This is a genomic window from Paenibacillus sp. plas6 (assembly GCF_057221655.1).
The window spans coordinates 4,267,662-4,286,680 of sequence record NZ_CM170151.1; the positions used below are offsets into that span (position 1 = coordinate 4,267,662).

At 39.6% G+C, this 19,019-nt stretch carries 18 protein-coding genes; 14 read left to right on the top strand and 4 right to left on the bottom strand.

The window, feature by feature from the left end; translation table 11 throughout:
• Positions 1 to 22 precede the first annotated feature (22 nt).
• The 8 genes from AC2TDL_RS18910 (at position 23) to AC2TDL_RS18945 (ending at position 7,745) form a co-directional block, all read left to right on the top strand.
• Entirely contained in the window at positions 23 to 469 is a 447-nt protein-coding gene (locus AC2TDL_RS18910; protein WP_484697609.1) for a CobD/CbiB family cobalamin biosynthesis protein, read from the top strand.
• 46 nt (positions 470 to 515) lie between these two features.
• Positions 516 to 1,367 (top strand): adenosylcobinamide-GDP ribazoletransferase, encoded by an 852-nt coding sequence (gene cobS, locus AC2TDL_RS18915; RefSeq protein WP_484697610.1) that lies wholly within the window; start codon positions 516 to 518, stop codon positions 1,365 to 1,367.
• Between the two features lie 258 nt (positions 1,368 to 1,625).
• A complete protein-coding gene (locus tag AC2TDL_RS18920) occupies positions 1,626 to 1,724 on the top strand; it encodes an adenosylcobinamide amidohydrolase (RefSeq protein ID WP_484697611.1) in 99 nt (32 codons plus the stop codon).
• 190 nt (positions 1,725 to 1,914) lie between these two features.
• Positions 1,915 to 3,819: a stalk domain-containing protein gene (locus AC2TDL_RS18925; protein ID WP_484697612.1), complete on the top strand. Its 1,905-nt coding sequence runs from the start codon at positions 1,915 to 1,917 to the stop codon at positions 3,817 to 3,819.
• A 218-nt stretch (positions 3,820 to 4,037) separates the two neighbouring features.
• Entirely contained in the window at positions 4,038 to 4,319 is a 282-nt protein-coding gene (locus tag AC2TDL_RS18930) for a DUF1294 domain-containing protein (RefSeq protein WP_484697613.1), read from the top strand.
• Positions 4,319 to 5,503 carry a DUF3900 domain-containing protein gene (locus AC2TDL_RS18935; RefSeq protein ID WP_484697614.1) on the top strand — a complete coding sequence of 395 codons (1,185 nt, stop codon included), beginning with the start codon at positions 4,319 to 4,321 and terminating at the stop codon, positions 5,501 to 5,503. Before AC2TDL_RS18930 ends, AC2TDL_RS18935 begins: the two co-directional genes overlap by 1 nt.
• An 84-nt stretch (positions 5,504 to 5,587) precedes the next feature.
• On the top strand, positions 5,588 to 6,907 hold the full coding sequence (locus AC2TDL_RS18940) for a hemolysin family protein (RefSeq protein WP_484697615.1): 1,320 nt from the start codon (positions 5,588 to 5,590) through the stop codon (positions 6,905 to 6,907).
• 55 nt (positions 6,908 to 6,962) lie between these two features.
• Positions 6,963 to 7,745 carry an undecaprenyl-diphosphate phosphatase gene (locus AC2TDL_RS18945; RefSeq protein ID WP_484697616.1) on the top strand — a complete coding sequence of 261 codons (783 nt, stop codon included), beginning with the start codon at positions 6,963 to 6,965 and terminating at the stop codon, positions 7,743 to 7,745.
• A gap of 124 nt (positions 7,746 to 7,869) precedes the next feature.
• Here the strand turns inward: AC2TDL_RS18945 and AC2TDL_RS18950 are convergent, their stop codons facing one another.
• Entirely contained in the window at positions 7,870 to 8,490 is a 621-nt protein-coding gene (locus AC2TDL_RS18950; protein WP_484697617.1) for a TetR/AcrR family transcriptional regulator, read from the bottom strand.
• Positions 8,491 to 8,609: 119 nt separating this feature from the next.
• Between AC2TDL_RS18950 and AC2TDL_RS18955 the strand changes: the two genes are divergently transcribed.
• Both AC2TDL_RS18955 and AC2TDL_RS18960 read left to right on the top strand, forming a co-directional pair.
• Positions 8,610 to 10,769 (top strand): MMPL family transporter, encoded by a 2,160-nt coding sequence (locus tag AC2TDL_RS18955; RefSeq protein WP_484697618.1) that lies wholly within the window; start codon positions 8,610 to 8,612, stop codon positions 10,767 to 10,769.
• Positions 10,770 to 10,866: 97 nt separating this feature from the next.
• Positions 10,867 to 11,526 (top strand): hypothetical protein, encoded by a 660-nt coding sequence (locus AC2TDL_RS18960; protein ID WP_484697619.1) that lies wholly within the window; start codon positions 10,867 to 10,869, stop codon positions 11,524 to 11,526.
• A 38-nt stretch (positions 11,527 to 11,564) separates the two neighbouring features.
• On the opposite strand, the gene AC2TDL_RS18965 is transcribed toward AC2TDL_RS18960, so the two are convergent.
• Complete coding sequence (locus tag AC2TDL_RS18965) at positions 11,565 to 12,971, bottom strand: hypothetical protein (protein WP_484697620.1); 1,407 nt, start codon at positions 12,969 to 12,971, stop codon at positions 11,565 to 11,567.
• A 175-nt stretch (positions 12,972 to 13,146) separates the two neighbouring features.
• Here AC2TDL_RS18965 and AC2TDL_RS18970 point away from each other — a divergent pair, with 175 nt between their 5' ends.
• Positions 13,147 to 13,413 (top strand): hypothetical protein, encoded by a 267-nt coding sequence (locus AC2TDL_RS18970; RefSeq protein ID WP_484697621.1) that lies wholly within the window; start codon positions 13,147 to 13,149, stop codon positions 13,411 to 13,413.
• 87 nt (positions 13,414 to 13,500) lie between these two features.
• Here AC2TDL_RS18970 and AC2TDL_RS18975 read toward each other — a convergent pair whose 3' ends face one another.
• A complete protein-coding gene (locus AC2TDL_RS18975) occupies positions 13,501 to 14,127 on the bottom strand; it encodes a DedA family protein (protein WP_484697622.1) in 627 nt (208 codons plus the stop codon).
• A gap of 105 nt (positions 14,128 to 14,232) precedes the next feature.
• Here AC2TDL_RS18975 and AC2TDL_RS18980 point away from each other — a divergent pair, with 105 nt between their 5' ends.
• Both AC2TDL_RS18980 and hisA read left to right on the top strand, forming a co-directional pair.
• Positions 14,233 to 15,684 carry an MDR family MFS transporter gene (locus AC2TDL_RS18980; protein WP_484697623.1) on the top strand — a complete coding sequence of 484 codons (1,452 nt, stop codon included), beginning with the start codon at positions 14,233 to 14,235 and terminating at the stop codon, positions 15,682 to 15,684.
• A 68-nt stretch (positions 15,685 to 15,752) separates the two neighbouring features.
• Entirely contained in the window at positions 15,753 to 16,508 is a 756-nt protein-coding gene (gene hisA, locus AC2TDL_RS18985) for a phosphoribosylformimino-5-aminoimidazole carboxamide ribotide isomerase (RefSeq protein WP_484697624.1), read from the top strand.
• Positions 16,509 to 16,740: 232 nt separating this feature from the next.
• Here hisA and AC2TDL_RS18990 read toward each other — a convergent pair whose 3' ends face one another.
• Positions 16,741 to 17,934 (bottom strand): IS256 family transposase, encoded by a 1,194-nt coding sequence (locus AC2TDL_RS18990; RefSeq protein ID WP_484696305.1) that lies wholly within the window; start codon positions 17,932 to 17,934, stop codon positions 16,741 to 16,743.
• Between the two features lie 332 nt (positions 17,935 to 18,266).
• On the opposite strand from AC2TDL_RS18990, the gene AC2TDL_RS18995 reads away from it, so the two are divergent.
• Entirely contained in the window at positions 18,267 to 18,998 is a 732-nt protein-coding gene (locus tag AC2TDL_RS18995) for a ZIP family metal transporter (RefSeq protein WP_484697625.1), read from the top strand.
• Positions 18,999 to 19,019: the final 21 nt, after the last annotated feature.

Genomic DNA, 19,019 nt, shown 5'->3' on the forward strand with positions numbered 1-19,019 from the left:
TACTCGCGCTGCTGTCGAGACGGTGTCAGAAAATATTGTCGATGCCGTAATTTCTCCTATATTTTGGGCATTGCTAGGCAGTGCTCCGTTTGCAATGTTTTACCGTGCAACGAATACGTTAGATTCAATGGTTGGATATCGGAATGAGCGTTATTTGTACTTTGGTAAATGTTCTGCTCGCCTCGATGACGTGTTAAATTATATTCCTGCACGTTTGACAGGAGTTTTGAATGCATTAAGCTCACTCATTCTTCCATTCTGTAGCTGTTCGAGAGCTATAGCAGCAATGCGTCAATTTGCTCATCAACATCCTAGTCCAAACAGCGGTATCCCTGAATCTGCTGTTGCAGGAGCGTTAGGATTTAGCTTGGTAGACGCAACCGATATTTTGGATTTTGGGAAACAAGAGCAATTATGGGATGGGAGCTCAACAAGCTTTCAGCGATACATATTAAAAAAAGTGTTATAATCTTATATATTGTATCGATAATGATTTGGCTAGGAGTGATGTTAATGTGGCTAATACTGAGCGTGAACAAGTGAAGGAGTATGCCGAAGCTTGTGTTGCTGCCTTTCAATTTTTAACGCGTATTCCGATTCCTCTAGAGGTTTCGTTTGATAAGCGAACGTTGCATCGCAGTCTAATATTTTTTCCGATTGTCGGAGTAATTCTTGGCTTAATTTTAAGCTGTATAGCTACACTGCTTAGTTTTATAGCCCCTCCTTTAATCTCGGCAGTTCTTGTTGTAGGGTTTTGGATTTTTTTAACAGGCGGTTTGCATTTAGATGGATTAATGGATACAGCCGATGGCGTATTTAGTGGACGCCAGCGAGATCAAATGTTGGAAATTATGAAGGATAGTCGGGTCGGGGCATTCGGTGTCATTACAGCAATCTTTGTTATATTACTGAAATTTGCAGGCTTAGTTTATTTGTTTGAGCAGGTAGAAGCAGATAGCATAGGGCTTTCATGGATTGTACTAGCAATCTCTGCTGCGACGATGTGGAGTCGTTGGTGGATGGTTATTAGTATATCGAGCTGGAAGCCTGCACGCTCGGAAGGTATGGCGCAATTATTTAATGGCGTTAAACTTCAATATATAAGCGTAATGACAGCAGTAGCTCTATTTATCTATTTAATGGCATTAATGATCTATGGAATTATTGTAGATGGGCACTTGTATTATGTTTGGTTATCATTGCTATTGCCAATTTGTTCAGCCATCCTGGGCTGGCTAATTGCAAAATGGCTAAAACGTAAACTAGGCGGTTTAACCGGGGATACATACGGTGCAATGAATGAAATCGTTGAATCATTGATTATTTTACTTGTTGTATTGTTTTTGCATCAGTTATCACTCGGTTAGTAGCGTTTTTTGAGAAAAATGTGCGAAAGATTAACTTCGCACATTTTTTTATTTTTCTATTTATCCATACCCTGCTCAACGAGAGCTTAAAGAGGCGATAGCTCGCAAACACGATTTATCACCAACAAACATTGTTGCCGGCAATGGAATTTTTCAACTCCGTCCGTTTATTCAGATCACTCAACCATTTCGAGAGTCTAAAACAATCGGAGCTATCATGCCGGAACAATAAATCTATTTATTTGGCTAGATACAAGAATGAGTGAGGCGGCAATGGTCAATGCTATTATGACGGCTACTGAAGCAAAGAGTGCAGCTTTAGCTGATTTGGTTGTGGAAGAAAAAGCTAATGAATGAATAGCAACTGGCACATCGACAGATGCGATATTTTTTGCCGTTTCGCAAAATAAAAAATATCCCAATGAGCATCAATATGCAGAAGCGGCGAATGAGCTAGAAAGTCAATTGGCCCAACTGGTTTATGCTATGGTCACATTAGCAGTTCAAACACAACACGAAACTTAACTGTTTGAGGAGAGTTCAGTGAATGAATGCAAACGATAGCTATCTCTTTAGAAAAATACATTGGGTAAAGCTGTTGTGTTCTTTTGTGGTACTATTAGTTGCTGCAGCAATGGTTCAAATGACGGAAACTAGTCAGGCAATGCGCTATACAACCGACAAATCCAAGGTGAAAACACTCCATTATGATATTAAGGAAAATAAGCTGTATCTTAATGAAGAAGCGGTAAATCTTGATTCAAGTCCAGTTTACATTGACAGTCAACTTTACGTGCCGCTCAAATTTTTGACGGATTTTTTTGGACTAGCACTGAATTATGATGCGGCAACTAATAATGTTTTGGTTGCGAAAAAAGATTTTTACTTATTTTTAAATATGAAGTCAAAGCAATTCCAGCTTAACGGTGAAGCGTTGGAAAATGAGAAAGTTGCCTTGTTGATGGATGGGCGAATTTTCATTCAGCTATCTTGGCTAAGTAAGCAATTAAGTGAGCAGCTAGTTGTAAAATACGAGGAACAACAAGAAAACGATCAAATCGTTGTAACTTACATGGAACCTGATGATATAGATGCAGCTGCAGCAATGAATGCTAAGCCAATTGCAAAGTTTGTCATAGATAAAGAGCAGTATGCAATGGGTGAAAAGATTACGTATACAAATTTAAGTTATGATCCCGATGGCGATGCGATTGCACTAACTTGGGAAGGGAAACAAGATGCTTTTTTTACGCCAGGTGAACATATTGTTAGTCTAGTTGCAGTTGACCAATATGGAAATCGCAGTGAGCCATACAGTAAAGCGATCTACATAACAGAGCAAGCAGTGACCTCAGAATTTGAATTTCATATTAAACATGAACTGGCTGGTGAGTATTTTGCTGCAAGCGATGCATTGTTTAATGCTGCGATTTTCGAATTTCCTGAAATAAAAAAGAAGCGGCGAAATGGCGAAAACCGAACATTGTTAGTTAGCGATAGTCCTGAAACAGTTACTCAATCAGGCATTTTATATCAAGATACGCTCGATGGTCCTGCTCGTTTATACACTAATCATCTTAATGGAAGTACGCAAGTATTGTCGCTATACATCTTAGCAACAAATACAACTTCTAAATCAATTAAGCTGACGACAAGCAGGCAAGGGGAATCGGCTCCCTCCAAGCTGGCAATGCTGGTTGGAAGTGAAACAACGATCGATTTTTTAATTGATGATGGGAAGCAGTTGGACGAACCGAATGAAGCAAATGCCGTATCAATTGCTCCTGGTGAATCAATCATTTATCGACAGTTCCCTGCGCTTCCTCCGCAATACAGTATTAATGCAATGTATGATGTAGAATCAACTGGTGAATTGCTGATAACTTTTGTTGCATTAACCGATGAGCAATTTTCATACACGGAATCCCAAGTTTTACTACAGGCAGAGTCGGTTACATCTATACCTTTGGATGCCGAACTTGCAACGGAACTATTGCAGCTACCGAAGTTACCGTATAATGGTCATGTACGTGGCAGCTTTCCGCAAGCTTCAATCAAATTAGATGTTTATCCGCGTAAGCGTGATAAGCATACGGTACAGCGCTTAGTGCTTGGTGATGGAGTTAGTGACCCATTTATTGAGGGATATGATGCGCAACAGCAGCGCCCTGCAACCCTATATGGCAATTATGGGGTTGTCTACGATATTCACATTCATAAGCCACGTCGCATGGCCATTTTATTGATGGCAAGAGGAGGCGCTTATAAAGGAGCAGTTAAAGTAAATGGACAATTTGTACGTGTTCCTGGATCGGGAATATTAGAGCCGATGAAGGGCGTTGTAAGTTTAGGCAAAACTGAAGGAACGGAAAAGATGGTGCATTTACAGTTTATAGCTCCGGCTGGCTCATCCTTGCCAATTATGCTGTTTTTCTATCCGTTAAATGAGTAAGGATGGAATAGCATACGAGCCAGTCGTTGGTATTAGCTTTAACAATTGCGTATTTTAGTCTCTTGCTAGAGCCTGCTGTTTATGAAATGAATTATGAATAACAGCAGGCCTTCATTATTTTAAATCAAAACTTCCACTACTTTTTCATCTCCCCATATAGTAAAATGAATCATATTACTCGTAACTATCGACTGGAATGACAAGGAGGTATGATAGGAATGGATAATATTTTTTTGTGGATTGTTGGTTATGTCTTATTTCTTAATATTTATTTGTATTGGCTAATGGGGAAAGATAAGGAATTTGCTAAAAAAAAGTTGCAGCGCATACCTGAGCGTCATTTCTTTATTTTTAGCGCTTTAGGCGGAGCAACGGGGGCCTATCTTGGGATGCAGGCCCATCGACATAAAACACAGCATCGCAGCTTTAAAATAGGCTTGCCTATTATGATCGCTGTTCATCTAGTAATTGTTATTCTTATTGTAGGAGTGCTAATCTAATGGATTTACGAATGCAGTATTTATCCTTTTTTGTTATCCAATCGGAAACGGATAAAGAAGGAACAAGCAGCTTTAAATCGTTTAAGCATTATCAGACGATGGATGGTTATGAATATGAAGATAGTGCCTTAAAAACATTTTTAGATGAAGAATTTATTAAAATATTGAAGCGCAATGCAGAACGCCATCCGAATACAGCGAATCCACCGACTAAAATCGGGATGTTTATGGTTGAACCAGGCTACGAACTTGACAGCAATCCCAATTATAATTTATTTCAACGAATTCGCGAGGCAGATTCTAAAGAGCGGTTTCATAGCTTAACTGATGAGCTAATTCGAATTTATATGGACACCTCTGCTGTGCGCGGAGGTGCTTTTATTGTGGCTCTATCTACACTTAACACATTTTTTGATGAGCCTTTCTTATTTATACTTAAATGTGACTTTGAACAGAAAATTGCGCGAATTGCCGATGAAAAGCAGCTTATTTCAGAAGTTGAAATGGCGATTAGTGCGCGAAGCATAAAAAGTATTCAATATCCTCATATGGAGCAGGATGGAATGATGGAGCGTTGGGAGCTAAAAATCCATCAAGCTTCACATGCTCGATATTTTGAGGACTTTTTGAAGTATGTTAGCTATGAAAAACCGATTCCTGAAGTAATGAGTGAACAAGTTGTTGAAATGGTGCAGCAATTTATTGAGACGAAATATCAGGAAAACGATAATGTTGAACCAGCGGAGCGGGCTCAGGAGCAGGAGGCGGTGGAGCTATGGGCTGCAAGTGAAAAACGTGAGCTGCAGGAATGGTGGACTCCGGAGCAAGTACAAGAAGCGAATTTCAATTTAATTGCATTAAAGGAAGACTTAACGATGAGCTTTAAGCTCGGCAATGTGACGGTCAAAGGCTTACTTTCTGATTTTGGTGACAGTGTTCATATTGCTAAACATAACGGTCGCTATGTCGCAGTTATCGAAAGTGATTTTATTCAATTTGAAAAAGGAAAGTCTCCTATAGAATTGCTTGCACCGCCGCCGCTTGAGGCTATATTGCCGTTCATTGGCGGAGACAAGGGGAAAGCGTCGCATAACTTTGACAAACCATTTACTCCATCTGACTCCTATAGTCCTGAGGAAAATGAAGAAAAAGCAACAGAATATGATGAGTCGCCACCATGGTAACATTGGCGCATGTTAGGCGTTAACGAATAATTCACCAAGCTTGGGGTAACCTTAGTCAATAGATGTGACTAAGGGGGCTTTTTTATGGTGTTGAACATCGTTGCCTTTATCGTGTTGCTCATTCTAACTGCATTTTTTGTAACAACTGAATTTTCGATTATTCGAGTTCGTCCTAGTCGAGTACAACAGCTATTAAGTGAAAATGTTAAAAACTCACGTTCACTTAAGGAAGTAACGTCGAATTTAGATGGATACTTATCCGCATGTCAGCTTGGCATTACGATTACTGCCTTAGGTCTTGGGTGGTTAGGTGAACCTACAGTGGATAAGCTATTGCATCCGTTATTTGCTTTAATGCCCTTTAGTGCTGATATTATCGCTTTAGTTTCGTTTTTAGTGGCGTTTCTTATTGTGACGTATTTACATGTAGTCATTGGTGAACTTACCCCGAAAACGGTGGCGATTGTTCAAGCAGAGGAAGTTGCGCTTAAACTATCCCCATACATTGTTTGGTTTCATAAAATAGCCTATCCCTTTATTTGGCTACTTAATGGCTCTGCCAATGGTCTTGCTAAACTGTTGGGCTATCAGTTTGTAAGTGAAACAGAGGCGCATAGTGAAGAAGAAATTAAATTGATTCTTAACGACAGCTATGAGAGCGGTAAAATAAATGGGACAGAATTTGGTTATATGAGCCGAATTTTCGAGTTTGATACGAGACTGGCCAGAGATATTATGGTGCCTCGTACCGACATGGTTTGCTTATATGTGGAGGATAGCCAGGAAGAAAATATTACAACGATTATGGAGGAGCGTTATACGCGTTTCCCTGTCGTGCAGGGCGATAAAGACAACGTAATCGGTATACTTAATACAAAAGTATTTTTATTTCATGCAATGAGCGATGGAAAAAAGGAGCTCGATATTCGTGATATGCTGCAAGACGTTACCGCAGTTCCGGATACGACACCGATTCGAAAACTGCTAACGATGATGCAGCGTGAACGAATTCATATGGCGATTTTGCTTGATGAATACGGTGGAACATCAGGTTTAATAACGATTGAGGACATTATCGAGGAAATCGTTGGCGAAATTCGCGATGAATTTGATGCTGATGAAAAAATGGAAATTGATCGAATTAACGAATTTCGCTATTTAGTTGAAGGTCGGGCACTTATTGAAGATGTTAATGAAATGACAGGATTGGAATTAGAAGGCGGGGAAACGCATACGATTGGCGGTTGGCTGTATCAACTTCAACCTGATCTAGAAGAAGGTGTAGCGTGGAAGCATGATTCCGCTACCTTTATTATTCGTGAACGGGACGAAAATCGAATACGCAGCATTGAAATTATTGTGGAATCTGGAGAACAGGATATGTCCGGCGTTGGTCATGCATAAAATAGAAAGCGTACAAGTTATGTCGCTTTCTATTTTATTTTCAGGAGGAGTAACTATGTTCGAAATTATATCCGCCATCATTATGGGAATAATCGAAGGGCTAACAGAATTTTTACCTGTATCTTCAACGGGACATCTTATTTTAACTGCGCATTTATTGGGATTTGAAGGGGAAAAGGCAAAAACTTTCGAGGTCGTTATTCAATTCGGTGCTGTGTTAGCGGTGTTTGTACTTTATTTTAAGAAGTTTATGCGCATTTTAAGCTTTAAGCTAGGTGCAGGGGTCAATATTATACATATTGCTTTAGCAATGCTTCCTGCAGGCATTGTAGGGGTAGCGGCACACTCCCTGATTAAGCAGTATTTATTCGGACCGCAAACGGTATTGATCGGCTTAGTGCTTGGAGCGATTTTGATCATTGTAGCTGAACGCAGCAAACGGGCTGTCACTGCGGAACAACTCGATGATATAACCTACAAACAAGCCTTCTTAATTGGTTGCTTTCAAGTATTAGCATTGTGGCCAGGCTTCTCCCGCTCAGGCTCAACGATTTCCGGAGGGATGCTTGTTGGAACAAGTCAAAAGGCTGCTGCAGAATTTACCTTTATCGTCTCCGTTCCAATTATGGGAGCAGCAAGTTTACTTGATTTAATTGAAAACCGGGCAGGCCTTACAGGGCATGATTTACCGCTTTTTCTAATCGGACTATGTGCATCCTTTATTGTTGCAATGCTGGCTGTAGTAACATTTGTCAATATGATGAAAAAGCTTAAATTATCTTGGTTTGCATACTATCGCTTTATACTTGCGGCGATTTTCTTTATCATCATCTTTTAATTAATGGCATTAAATATTTTTAAATTAAAAAAGCAACAGCTTATTATGACAGGCTGTTGCTTTTTAGATTTTTTAATGCTATTAAGGTAAGTGTATGACTCAACCATCCAAATTGCAGCTATTTTCAATTTTGCTTGCCAATTGCCCCATACCAAAAAATTTGAATCATTTCATCGACGAGCTGCTCTAACGGCATCGTGCGCAAAGGAAGATGGTTTTTCATCGTCAACAGTGAACTGTATAGATGCGCTAGAACAATAGGAGAATGCTGAGCTGAAACTTCGCCTTCCTTAATCGCTTGTTCAAATGCGGCAATTAGCGCATCCTTTAATTTTGCTTCCGCTTGTCGAATTTCACTGCTTTGATGCTCAGTTAACTCCTTCGAAGCATCACGCATCATGGTTTCAAAGTCTAAATGTTCATTTTGCATTTGCTTCAAGGCGATTTTTCGAAGCTTGTCCTTTAAGTTTATCGGTTCCTGCATAATATTCATTGTCGCCTCATAAGCGATGGTTAGCATATAAGTTAAACAAGCTGTAAATAAGCTTGCTTTGTTTTGAAAATAATAGTAGACACTTGCTTTAGTTATTCCGCTACTCTTTGCTACGATTTCTAAAGAAACCTTTTCATACCCAATTTCCATGAATAATAAGGCGGCAGTTCGCAGAATTTTCGTTTTCGTTTCAGAATTTTGAAGCTTAGGTCTGCCAGGCTTTCGTTTCAATGGTTGTGAGGGCTTGTTCATATTATTATTCCTTTCATACAATTTTCAAAAATAATCATTGCTTGTTAGAGCGATATCGTTTTATAATTAATTAACCGAACGGTATATAAAAATAAATATATTAAGGAGCGAATAAAATCATGATTGATAAAATCACATCCTGCTTTACTGGGAAAGTGAGCAGATGGGTTACCATTTTCGTATGGGTTATGCTTGCTATAGTATTAACCTTAACATTACCAAGCTCAAGCGACAAGGTGCAAAATAATACGGAAAGTCTTCCAAGTGATGCACAATCCATTGTCGCAGCAGAAATGCTTGAGCAATATTTTCCAGATGACTCAGGAGTCCCTGCTCTGCTAGTTTTGGAGCGGGAGGGAGGACTGGTAGAGTCAGACTATGCTGCATTACAAGGTTTAACTGAACAATTAACAAATGAGCCTTTGCCAAATCAATCAGCTGTTATTCCGCTTCATATGATTCCATCAATGGCTTTGCCGAGCATGGCCTCTGAAGATGGCAGTACATTTATATTAGCGATTAGCTTTGAAGCTGAGACTGAAACAGACACCTTAAAAGAAAATCTTTCATCGATCAAACAGGCAATAAATGAACTTGTCGGGTCTGATCTTTTTGAAGCTGAACTAAGTAGCGGCTTATTTGCAAGAATAACTGGTCCAGTAGGAATTGCCGTGGATGCAACCGGATTGTTTCTAAATGCAGACTTTACATTGTTAGTTGCAACCGTATTACTTGTACTTATTTTATTATTAGTTATTTATCGTTCACCATTACTAGCTATTATACCACTTGTAGGTGTAGGTTTTGCTTATTTGGTAACGTCACCTTTATTGGGCTGGATGACGGATCTGGGCTGGATAACGATCGATTCGCAGTCGATTAGCATTATGACAGTGCTATTGTTTGGTGCAGGCACAGACTATTGTCTTTTCCTAATTACTCGTTATCGTGATGAGCTGCAAGAGGAGCGCAATATCGTTACAGCGCTTAAGAAAGCTTTTAAAGGAGCTTCTGGAGCGATTGCAATGAGCGGCTTTACAGTCGTTTTTGCATTGCTTGCCTTGTTACTTGCGAAATATGGCTCCAGTCATCGTTTTGCAGTTCCGTTTTCTTTGTCCATATTTATAATGATGCTTGCTAGTTTAACACTGATACCAGCTATGTTAGCCGTTTTAGGACGTTCCTCATTTTATCCGTTTGTGCCGCGCACTGAGGAGATGGAGCGCGAGCGTGCAGCAAAACGTAACAAGCCGGTTAAGCCTCGCAAAGAGCAGCATCGTTTTTGGTTGAACATTGGCGATCTAGTTACTAAGAAACCTTGGCTAATCATCATTACAACAATGGTCATATTAATTGGTCTTGCTTTAGTTTCTACCGGTACAAAATATAAGTATGATTTATTATCTTCATTCCCTGAAGATATGGAATCGCGAGAAGGCTTTACAGTTATTGGAGAAAAGTTTAGCGAAGGGGAATTAGCTCCAATTACGGTGTTAATGAAAGCTGTTGATGCTGAAAGCATAAGTCAAGCCATCAACGATGACGAACTTGTCCATCATGTTTCAGCAGTAAGAACAAGTGATGTCGATGATCAGTACAGCACATTTACAGTTACATTAAATATTGATCCATATTCGAATGAAGCTATGGACTATATTGCGGTATTGCATGACGAGCTGGAGCAGTTAGCTGGTGAAGGGAATTATTGGATTGCTGGTCAAACTGCTGAACAATATGACACACAGAGTTATACCGTGCGTGATAACCAGATAGTAATGCCTGTCGTTGTTTTGTTAATTATTATTCTCTTGCTGGCTTATTTGCGCTCAATAGTAGCTACATTCTATTTAGTCGTTACGGTATTAATTTCTTTTGCGGCTTCTTTAGGATTAGGTTGGCTAATTTTACACTATATGATGGGATTTGATGCGATTCAAGGCGCGATACCGTTGTATGCCTTCGTATTTTTAATTGCACTTGGCGAAGATTATAACATCTTTATGATTTCTGGCATTTGGAAGAGAGCCAAGCATATGCCGTTAAATCAAGCGATTAAAGAAGGAGTAGGTCAAACTGGCGGTGTGATAAGCAGTGCTGGTCTAATATTGGCCGGAACCTTTTTTGTACTATGTCAAATGCCAATTACAGTACTAATGCAATTTGGTGTAATTACAGGGATAGGAGTATTGCTCGACACATTTATTGTGCGTCCATTCCTCGTTCCTGCAATTACGCAAGTATGCGGCAAATGGTCGTTCTGGCCAAGTAAGCTTAAGTAATTCAAATAAGATTGCAGGAAGTAGATAGTAACCCTATGTAACTTTTAAACCCTCTTTTTCGTTTATTTTATAGAGCTAAACGAAAAGAGGGTTTTTTATGAGAGGGAAATGGATTGCACTTCCATTATTTATCGTTGTATTTCTTAGTGTTATGCTTGTTTCAGCTATAGGAGCAGAAAGAGTCTATGCTTGCTCTTGCATGCCTTTTGAAAATTATCGGGCAGCCATGGAAGCCAGCAGTCACGTACTTGATGCAACTGTAATAAGTAAGAAGGAGAAAAAGAATGGTAACATCATTGTGACTTTAGCTGTGTCAGCTGTTTGGAAAGGGACAGCTGAGCAGTCAATGGAAGTTACAACAGCCTCTGATTCAGCCGCTTGCGGCTACGATTTCCAAAAGGGACAACGATATGCTGTGTTTGCAAATGAATATGAGGGTGAGCTGCAAGTATCTCTCTGTAGTGCGACTACATTAATTACAGACGATTCTCCCATATTTGATGAACTCGATCAGCCTGAAGAGATAGTCTCTACTCTGCTTGAAGAAGGGGGAGTGGCGTCATCGCCAGCTTTAGCAGTTTCAGAAAATGATGGAGAACCATATCATCCTGAGCAAATTCAACGGTTCGCCACACAAACAGAGCTTGAGCAGAAACTCGAAAGCAGAAAAACTGGGCTCATTAAAACGTTTTTCATCGTAGGAGTCGTGCTTATTGTAGGCGCGGTGTTTTTATTGTTTATGCGCAGAAAGCGTTAAGTTTCAATTCAACGCATTAAACGCATTATTAGTAAAGGTTAAAATAATAGAATAATAATCGCCACTATCGTTGTAACAGCCAATCCTAAAAGCACTGGTTTAATGTTACGGCGCGCTAGTTCAAATGGGCTTACACCGCAAATAGCTGCAGCAGGGATTAGCGCCCAAGGAATTATAGTGCCGCCGCCAACCCAGATCGCTGCGATTTGTCCAAGCGCGGTTAAAGTTGCAATGCCTGAACCAATGGCTTTGCCGAATAACAAGGCGATAGAGCCAACTAAGGAAATACCAGAGAAACCAGAGCCATCTAGCCCTGTAATTGCACCAACAACAGTAAGCGTAATGCCAGAAACCGCTTCATTGACAGGTACATAGTGCGCTAATGCTAAGCCGAGATCATTGACGATTCCTGTAGACATTTCCGGCAGCTTTTCTCCGAATAGCTCAAAAAAGCCACTATCTCCTAAATAGAAGAAGGCAGCAATTGGAATAACAGGACCGAACACTTTAAAGCCAAAGAGGAAGCCTTGAATTAAATATTGTGTAGCTTGTTCAAGTCCTGCAGCGTGGTGTGAAAGCATCGTAATGATAACCATAAGTAAAATCGCTGTACCACCTACAAGTGCCGTTGCATCGCCGCCTTGTAATTTAAGAATAAACATTGCTGCAACATCGAGTGCAAAGCAAATTGGAACGATGATAGCTAAAATACGTTTAGCTTTTAGTGAAAGATAATTAGCAGCTTCCTGTTTTTCCTCCTCAGTATGCATAGCGCTTTCAATTAATCCGTCACGCCATGTTCCTTTGCGCATATCACGTTTCATAAGCCAGTATGCACTAATTGTTGTTACTAAGCCCATCGTTATTACAAGCGGAATACTTGCGCTCATTACGTCAACGACAGGAATGCCTGCAGCATCGGCAGTTAGCTTCGGTGCGCCTTGAATAATATAATCACTTGACAAGGCTATGCCATGACCGAATAGATTCATCGCTACAGCAGCTCCTAGTGCAGGCAAACCAACTCTAGTAGCAACAGGCAGCAGTACTGCACCAATAAGAGCAACTGCTGGAGATGGCCAGAAAAACCAAGAAACGACCATCATAATAATTCCGATTCCCCAAAAAGCTAATCCGGGGGTTTTCATAAAGACGGTAAATGGTTTAATCATCAGTTCATTGATGCCCGTTCGAATAAGTACACGACTGAGCGCAACAATGATGGAGATAATTAGAATCGTTCCCAGCAGTTCCTTAATTGCGTAGATAAAGCTGTTAAATACTCCGCTTATCGAACCTTCTAGCGTGAGTGTTGCCAGGGCTCCTAATGTTACAATTGCAGCAATACAGACTAGAGTAGTGTCTTTTCGCAAAATCATAAAGACAATAATTGCAAGGATAAAAAATAAATAAATATAATGGATTGCGGTTAATTCGAAGACCATCGTAACCGACCTTCTTTCGCATTTGGTATACACCAAGTTCTAGGTGTATGCATAGTGTATGCAGCCATTTGCCTGCGTGTTAATAAGTTATCTAAGAATGCTAACTTGCATTGTAAAGTTAGACATGCTATGTTACTTTATGATGTCTGATTTGAAATAGTAGGAGGAACATAAGATGAAAATAAACATCATTCAGGCAGCAATGACGTATACGAAAGGTGATGGCTATGTCGGCTCTGTACACTTTGAAGTCGAAGGGCATCAGCAAGGATACGAGATAGCGCTGCAAAGTAAGCGCGGGGATGATTGGGGATACGGCTTGTTTTTCTTGTCTGGCTCAGGAAATGAAGAACAATTGCTTGAAGTAGAGGATGAAATCGAGGAAAACGACGAGTTGTTTGAGCAATTAATCGAAGCAGCGAAATCGAAGCTAGAGCAGTAGGCTTTATCGCGTGCATTTATATTACATAATCCAATTTTGGAACAAAAAATAGCCGTATCAACATGGCTTGATACGGCTAATTTAGTTTTATATTGAATTATTGCTATTATTGCTTTTTCGTTTTAAACGATACTTTCTTACTGCTAAAATCGTAAGCAGAAATGCAATGCTTGCTAAAATCACATAGAAGATTGATTCATAGCGATTAATGATACGTAAAATATCCGGAATTTGATCACCTACGAAATGACCAAGCGTATAATAAATGGCTGCCCATAAAGAAGCAGCGGGAAACCCAAGGATGATAAAGCGAGTAAAACGTAGCCGATTTACTCCCATAATATAAGGAGTGGCGTGACGTAAAAAAGGTAAAAATACACTAATTGGAATTGCATATACGCCGTGCTTTTCAACTAGCCGCTGTGATTTTTCGTAAATGGCGCCAAAACCGTGCTTATCATTCATCCATTTTGACAATTTGCTGCTCGTAAATCGTCCTAGACTGTAATTGAAGGACATAGCTGAGCACATACCAAGTATTAGCATAATATAAGCAAGTATTTCGTGTAAAAGACCGTTTTCTGCTAATGCGCCTCCAGTCAAGGCTACGGCCTCATTCGGTATGGGCAGACCTATTAAGCCAAGACAAAGCACTAAAAATAAAGCAAGCGGACCAAAATACTCAATAATTTGTAATAATAAGTCGTACCCCACAATCATTCTCCTAAAATCTATAATGTGTTATATTCAATAAGAAAACACACAATCTGCTTTAATAATCTGTAAAATAAGAATCATTATTTGAGAAAGGATGTCGTCATGTTTAAAGATTCAAGAACTAATGTTGTCATAGCATTGTATTTGGCGACGTTTCTCGCAGCAATTGAAGGAACAATCGTAGCAACTGCAATGCCGATCATCGTAGCTGATTTAAAAGGTGCACATCTGTATAGCTGGGTTAATACGATTTACATACTGGCAATGATTGTAGCAACACCGTTATTTGGTAAATTGTCAGATATGTACGGCAGAAAAAAGCTTACTATTCTTGGAACGATCATCTTTTTAGTTGGATCCGCTTTATCAGGTATTGCTTGGAGCATGAGCTCGCTTATTATTTTTCGTGCAATACAAGGTATAGGCGGGGCTTCGTTATTAACGCTCCCGATGATTATTATAACTGATCTGTATGATCTTGAGCAAAGATCCAAAATTCAAGGCTGGCTATCAAGTATTTGGGGAATTGCAGGCATACTTGGACCACTTGTAGGTGGCTTATTAGTTGATTTTGTCTCCTGGCGTTCCGTGTTTTATTTGAATGTTCCGTTTGCTTTTGTTGCCTTACTGCTTCTGTTTAAGTTTTTACCGAAACAAACCGTTCGTAAGCAAGTAAAAATCGACTTTGCTGGTATTTTTACTTTCTCAAGCGGAATTATTTTATTACTGTTTGGCTTAACGCAATTTGTAGAAACAAATGGCAATATGCAGAAATTGCTGTACGCTGTTTTAATGTGCGGCGGTATACTGTTACTTCTGCTGTTCCGCAGAGTGGAGCATAATAAATCTGAAGCCTTTATGCCATTAGAGATTTTCCGCAGTCGTCAGTTTTTATTTGTACTGCTTAGCGGGCTAGTAATTAGTATTATTAATGTGGCGATTATCTTCTATATCCCTTTATGGATGCAGAACGTTAATCATAGCTCTGCGAGACTTTCGGGCAGCGTTATGATTCCGTTATCGATAATGTGGCCAATTGGATCGATTGTAGCGGGAAACATTACGATCAAGCTTGGCATTAAGCGAATGATTATACTTGGAAGTGCCTTCTTATGTATTGGAAGTATTGGAATGGCAACGATAGCAATCGATTCTTCTTATTGGCTAGTAATGGTTTATAGCGCTTGCTCAGGTTTTTCATTCGGAATTTTATTAACAGCATTAATGATTTTAACAACAATGATAGCTTCTGAGCGTATTCGTGGTGCTGGGATGTCAGCAGTACAGCTGTTTCGTTCGATTGGACAAGCGGTTGGACTCGTTATTTTTGGCATATTTTTATATAATGATACCGAAAACCCCAAATATTCATTGCATTTACACGACAGCTTGCATCTCATCTTTATGATGGTTGCGGGTTTGTCATTGTTACTAAGTGTCTATATGTTATGGATTGCTTATACAGAAAAAGGAGAGTATCGCTCTATATACGAGGGTAAAGCTAATAAAGCTGAGTTAGGAAAAGCAGCTATTGCAGGTGAAAAGAAAAAATAATTAAGAATTCATTTAGATCTATGATAAGAGCAATTTTAATGATTGTTAAATAGATAGGAGAATGAGAAGTGGAATTTAGACCATGTATTGATTTACATGATGGGAAAGTTAAGCAAATCGTTGGAGAAACTTTAAACACCGAGTTAATTGAAAATTTTGTTTCTGAGCATGATTCAACCTATTATGCAGAGTTATTCAAGACTGACGGTTTGCGTGGCGGTCATGTCATTATGCTAGGGCCAAATAATGAACAGGCAGCTAAGGCAGCTCTAGCAGCTTATCAGGGAGGCTTACAGGTCGGTGGCGGCATTAATGCAGATAATGCAATGCAATACTTAGATGCAGGAGCATCCCATGTTATTGTAACCTCATATATTTTTAAAGATGGTCAGTTAAATTGGGAACATCTAAACAAGATTGTTGAAAGAGTAGGCAAAGAACGTCTAGTAATCGATCTGAGCTGCAAATCACGTGATGGACGCTGGTATGTCGTTACGAATCAATGGAAGCAATTTAGCGATTTTGAAGTAAACCAGGAGAATATTGCGAAGCTTGAGCAATACTGCGATGAGTTGCTTGTTCATGCGGTTGATGTTGAAGGAAAGCAATCCGGTATTCAGCAAAGCTTAGTTCGAGACTTAGCTGAGTGGACTACAATTCCAACCACTTATGCAGGCGGTGCTCGCTCTTTAGAGGATATTGATCTGTTTTATAAGTTAAGTAAGGGCAGATTAGGGTTAACAATCGGTAGTGCGTTATCTATTTTTGGTGGTGCCTTAGATTATTATAAAGTTTTAGAGACGTTTAAAAAGTATGAGAAGTAGTGTGTAATCCTTAATTACAATGCTGCGCCTTCAATTGTTAGCAATAGACAACGGAAGGTTCAGCATTTTTTTAAAAATTAACTGATATGGTGTGACATCGCTAAACGCAATTATCCATAATAATAATTATGTAAACTAATTCGATAAAAATTTATACGTATTAAAAGGTGATGCAGAATCGTCAGTTAGTGTCAAATATAGTTCGCAAAAAGCATCAGTACCTCACATCGGTTTATGCAGCAAGTAGTCGTTTTTCTTGAATTTGTTGAATAATCTTAGGATGAATGTAGGAACGTCCACTAGACCATTCCTCACTGTACTCGATCAGATAACTAGTGACTAAGCGAATGTAGGAGTCCTGGTTGGGGAATACCCCCACTACACGCGTACGTCTTCGTATCTCTTTGTTTAAGCGTTCAAGTAGGTTGGTAGAGGATATTTTACGACTGTCCATTTCTTCAAAGTGGAAGAATTGCAGGGTATCCTCAAGTCCTTCCTCTAACGTTTGAATCGCAGCAGGATACTGTTTTTCCTCCGTATCCATGAGATGCTCAGCGTAAGATAAAGCAGTTTGGTAATCAGGTTGTAACCAGATTTGTTTTAGTCTAGCAGCAAATCTCTCTTTGTCACGACTTGGAATATGCGCTAAGACATTGCGCATCATATGAACTTTACAACGTTGCCAAGAACAACCAAGGAATGACTCACGAATGGCTTTAGAGAGCCCCTTGTGAGCATCACTTACGACAAGCCAAACGTCTTGTAGCCCTCTAGCTTTTAGTCCTTCAAAGAGCGTTTTGTAGGTCGCTTCGGACTCTTCCAGCATCGGTTCAATCGCTAAGATCTCACGTTTACCTTCTAGATCCATGCCGATGACAACCTGCACAGCCATGTTTACGACACGATGCCCATCACGAATTTTCTCATACAAGGCATCGACCCACAGCACAGGATATGTGTCGGCTAATTGACGGTTGCGGAAGGCTTCTACTTGCTCGTTGAGCTCTTTGGTAATATGAGAGACTTGACTAGCTGAAATGGATTCAATGCCTAATGAGCTTGCAAGCTTCTTGATCTTGCGCGTGGATACGCCTTGAATATAGGCTTCCTGAATCACTTGAAGCAAGGCGGTTTCTGAACGTGATTTCTCTGTGACAAAGAACGGCACATAGCCTCCTTTCCGCAACTTCGGAACAAAGAGATACATCGTACCCATACGCGTGTCAAAACGACGCACACGGTAGCCTGATCGGTAAGCCTCTCTGCTATCTGTGCGCTCAGATTTTTGAGCTTGTACTTTCGCTGTAACTTCTGCTTCCATGAGTTGCTCACATAGCCATTGTAGCATCGATAACATCGGGTCCTGCTCCGACATAAATTGCAATAGCATTTGTTCTAAGTTTCCATTAAAATGAGGGTAGGTCATCGGTTATCTCTCCTTCTGGTTTGCTCGACACTTACCAATTCGGAGGTACCGATGACTTTTCCTTTTTTATATTTGCGAACTTAATTGTACGTTATCAATCGTCAGTCAACTAAACTCGAAATTCTATTTACTTACAATGTAACAAAATTAAACCATATTACATATTCTATACGTGTTGTTAGGGGAATATATAGGGATTGACATGCAATCGCTTTACGACTACATTATATCTAGCAAGGCTACACATATTGTTTATGCATAGTGGCATAATTATGAGAAAGAGAAAGATAAATATATTGGATAGAGGAATATGACCTTGAAGGAGTTACTGTATGTTAAATGCAATGATCGGTAGTTTTATTTCAGCGATGGCAACTGTACTTGGAGCGTTACCATTATTGTTCGTAAAGAAATTGTCTGAAAAGTGGAAAGATATTCTCGTTGCATTTACAGCCGGTATTATGGTAAGTGCTACAATGTTTGGACTAATTCCACAAGCTTTAAATGAATCCACCATATGGATACTTACATTGGGGTTGCTGGTAGGAATTTTGGTTTTAGACATAATCGAGAGAAATGTACCACATATTGATGTAGAGCAAAACAAAGCTATTAAGCAATTTGATGCAAAATCGTTATTAGTTATTATTGCTTTGTTTATTCATAACATTCCTGAGGGTCTAAGTACAGGTTTTAGTTATGCTAGTTTGAATGAAGGACTTGGTCCGATGATTGCGATTGCAATTGGTGCGCAAAATGTCCCAGAAGGGCTTATACTGGCAGTGTTTCTGATGCAGTCGCAAGTTAGTAAAGCGCGTGCGATTTCAATCGTTACGGTAACTGGATTAGTTGAAGTAGTTTCTGCGGTAATTGGCTATTTTACAGCTTCGTATATTTCCTCGCTAATAGGATTTGGTCTATCGTTCGCAGCTGGAGCAATGTTATTTATCGTATACAAAGAGCTTATTCCAGAAACACATGGTCATGGATATGAGCGTTCAGCGACTTATTCATTTATTTTCGGCTTATTAGTTATGATTTATATTAGTTACTTTTTTGGTTAATGATGTGAACCGTAATAGCTG

Bases quoted from the DNA above. Each gene is read 5' to 3' on its own strand.
- AC2TDL_RS18920 (WP_484697611.1), top strand. From the start codon at position 1,626: ATGAGTGAGGCGGCAATGGTCAATGCTATTATGACGGCTACTGAAGCA.
- AC2TDL_RS18925 (WP_484697612.1), top strand. From the start codon at position 1,915: ATGAATGCAAACGATAGCTATCTCTTTAGAAAAATACATTGGGTAAAG.
- AC2TDL_RS18930 (WP_484697613.1), top strand. From the start codon at position 4,038: ATGGATAATATTTTTTTGTGGATTGTTGGTTATGTCTTATTTCTTAAT.
- AC2TDL_RS18935 (WP_484697614.1), top strand. From the start codon at position 4,319: ATGGATTTACGAATGCAGTATTTATCCTTTTTTGTTATCCAATCGGAA.
- AC2TDL_RS18940 (WP_484697615.1), top strand. From the start codon at position 5,588: ATGGTGTTGAACATCGTTGCCTTTATCGTGTTGCTCATTCTAACTGCA.
- AC2TDL_RS18945 (WP_484697616.1), top strand. From the start codon at position 6,963: ATGTTCGAAATTATATCCGCCATCATTATGGGAATAATCGAAGGGCTA.
- AC2TDL_RS18950 (WP_484697617.1), bottom strand. From the start codon at position 8,490: ATGAACAAGCCCTCACAACCATTGAAACGAAAGCCTGGCAGACCTAAG.
- AC2TDL_RS18955 (WP_484697618.1), top strand. From the start codon at position 8,610: ATGATTGATAAAATCACATCCTGCTTTACTGGGAAAGTGAGCAGATGG.
- AC2TDL_RS18960 (WP_484697619.1), top strand. From the start codon at position 10,867: ATGAGAGGGAAATGGATTGCACTTCCATTATTTATCGTTGTATTTCTT.
- AC2TDL_RS18965 (WP_484697620.1), bottom strand. From the start codon at position 12,971: ATGGTCTTCGAATTAACCGCAATCCATTATATTTATTTATTTTTTATC.
- AC2TDL_RS18970 (WP_484697621.1), top strand. From the start codon at position 13,147: ATGAAAATAAACATCATTCAGGCAGCAATGACGTATACGAAAGGTGAT.
- AC2TDL_RS18980 (WP_484697623.1), top strand. From the start codon at position 14,233: ATGTTTAAAGATTCAAGAACTAATGTTGTCATAGCATTGTATTTGGCG.
- AC2TDL_RS18990 (WP_484696305.1), bottom strand. From the start codon at position 17,934: ATGACCTACCCTCATTTTAATGGAAACTTAGAACAAATGCTATTGCAA.
- AC2TDL_RS18995 (WP_484697625.1), top strand. From the start codon at position 18,267: ATGTTAAATGCAATGATCGGTAGTTTTATTTCAGCGATGGCAACTGTA.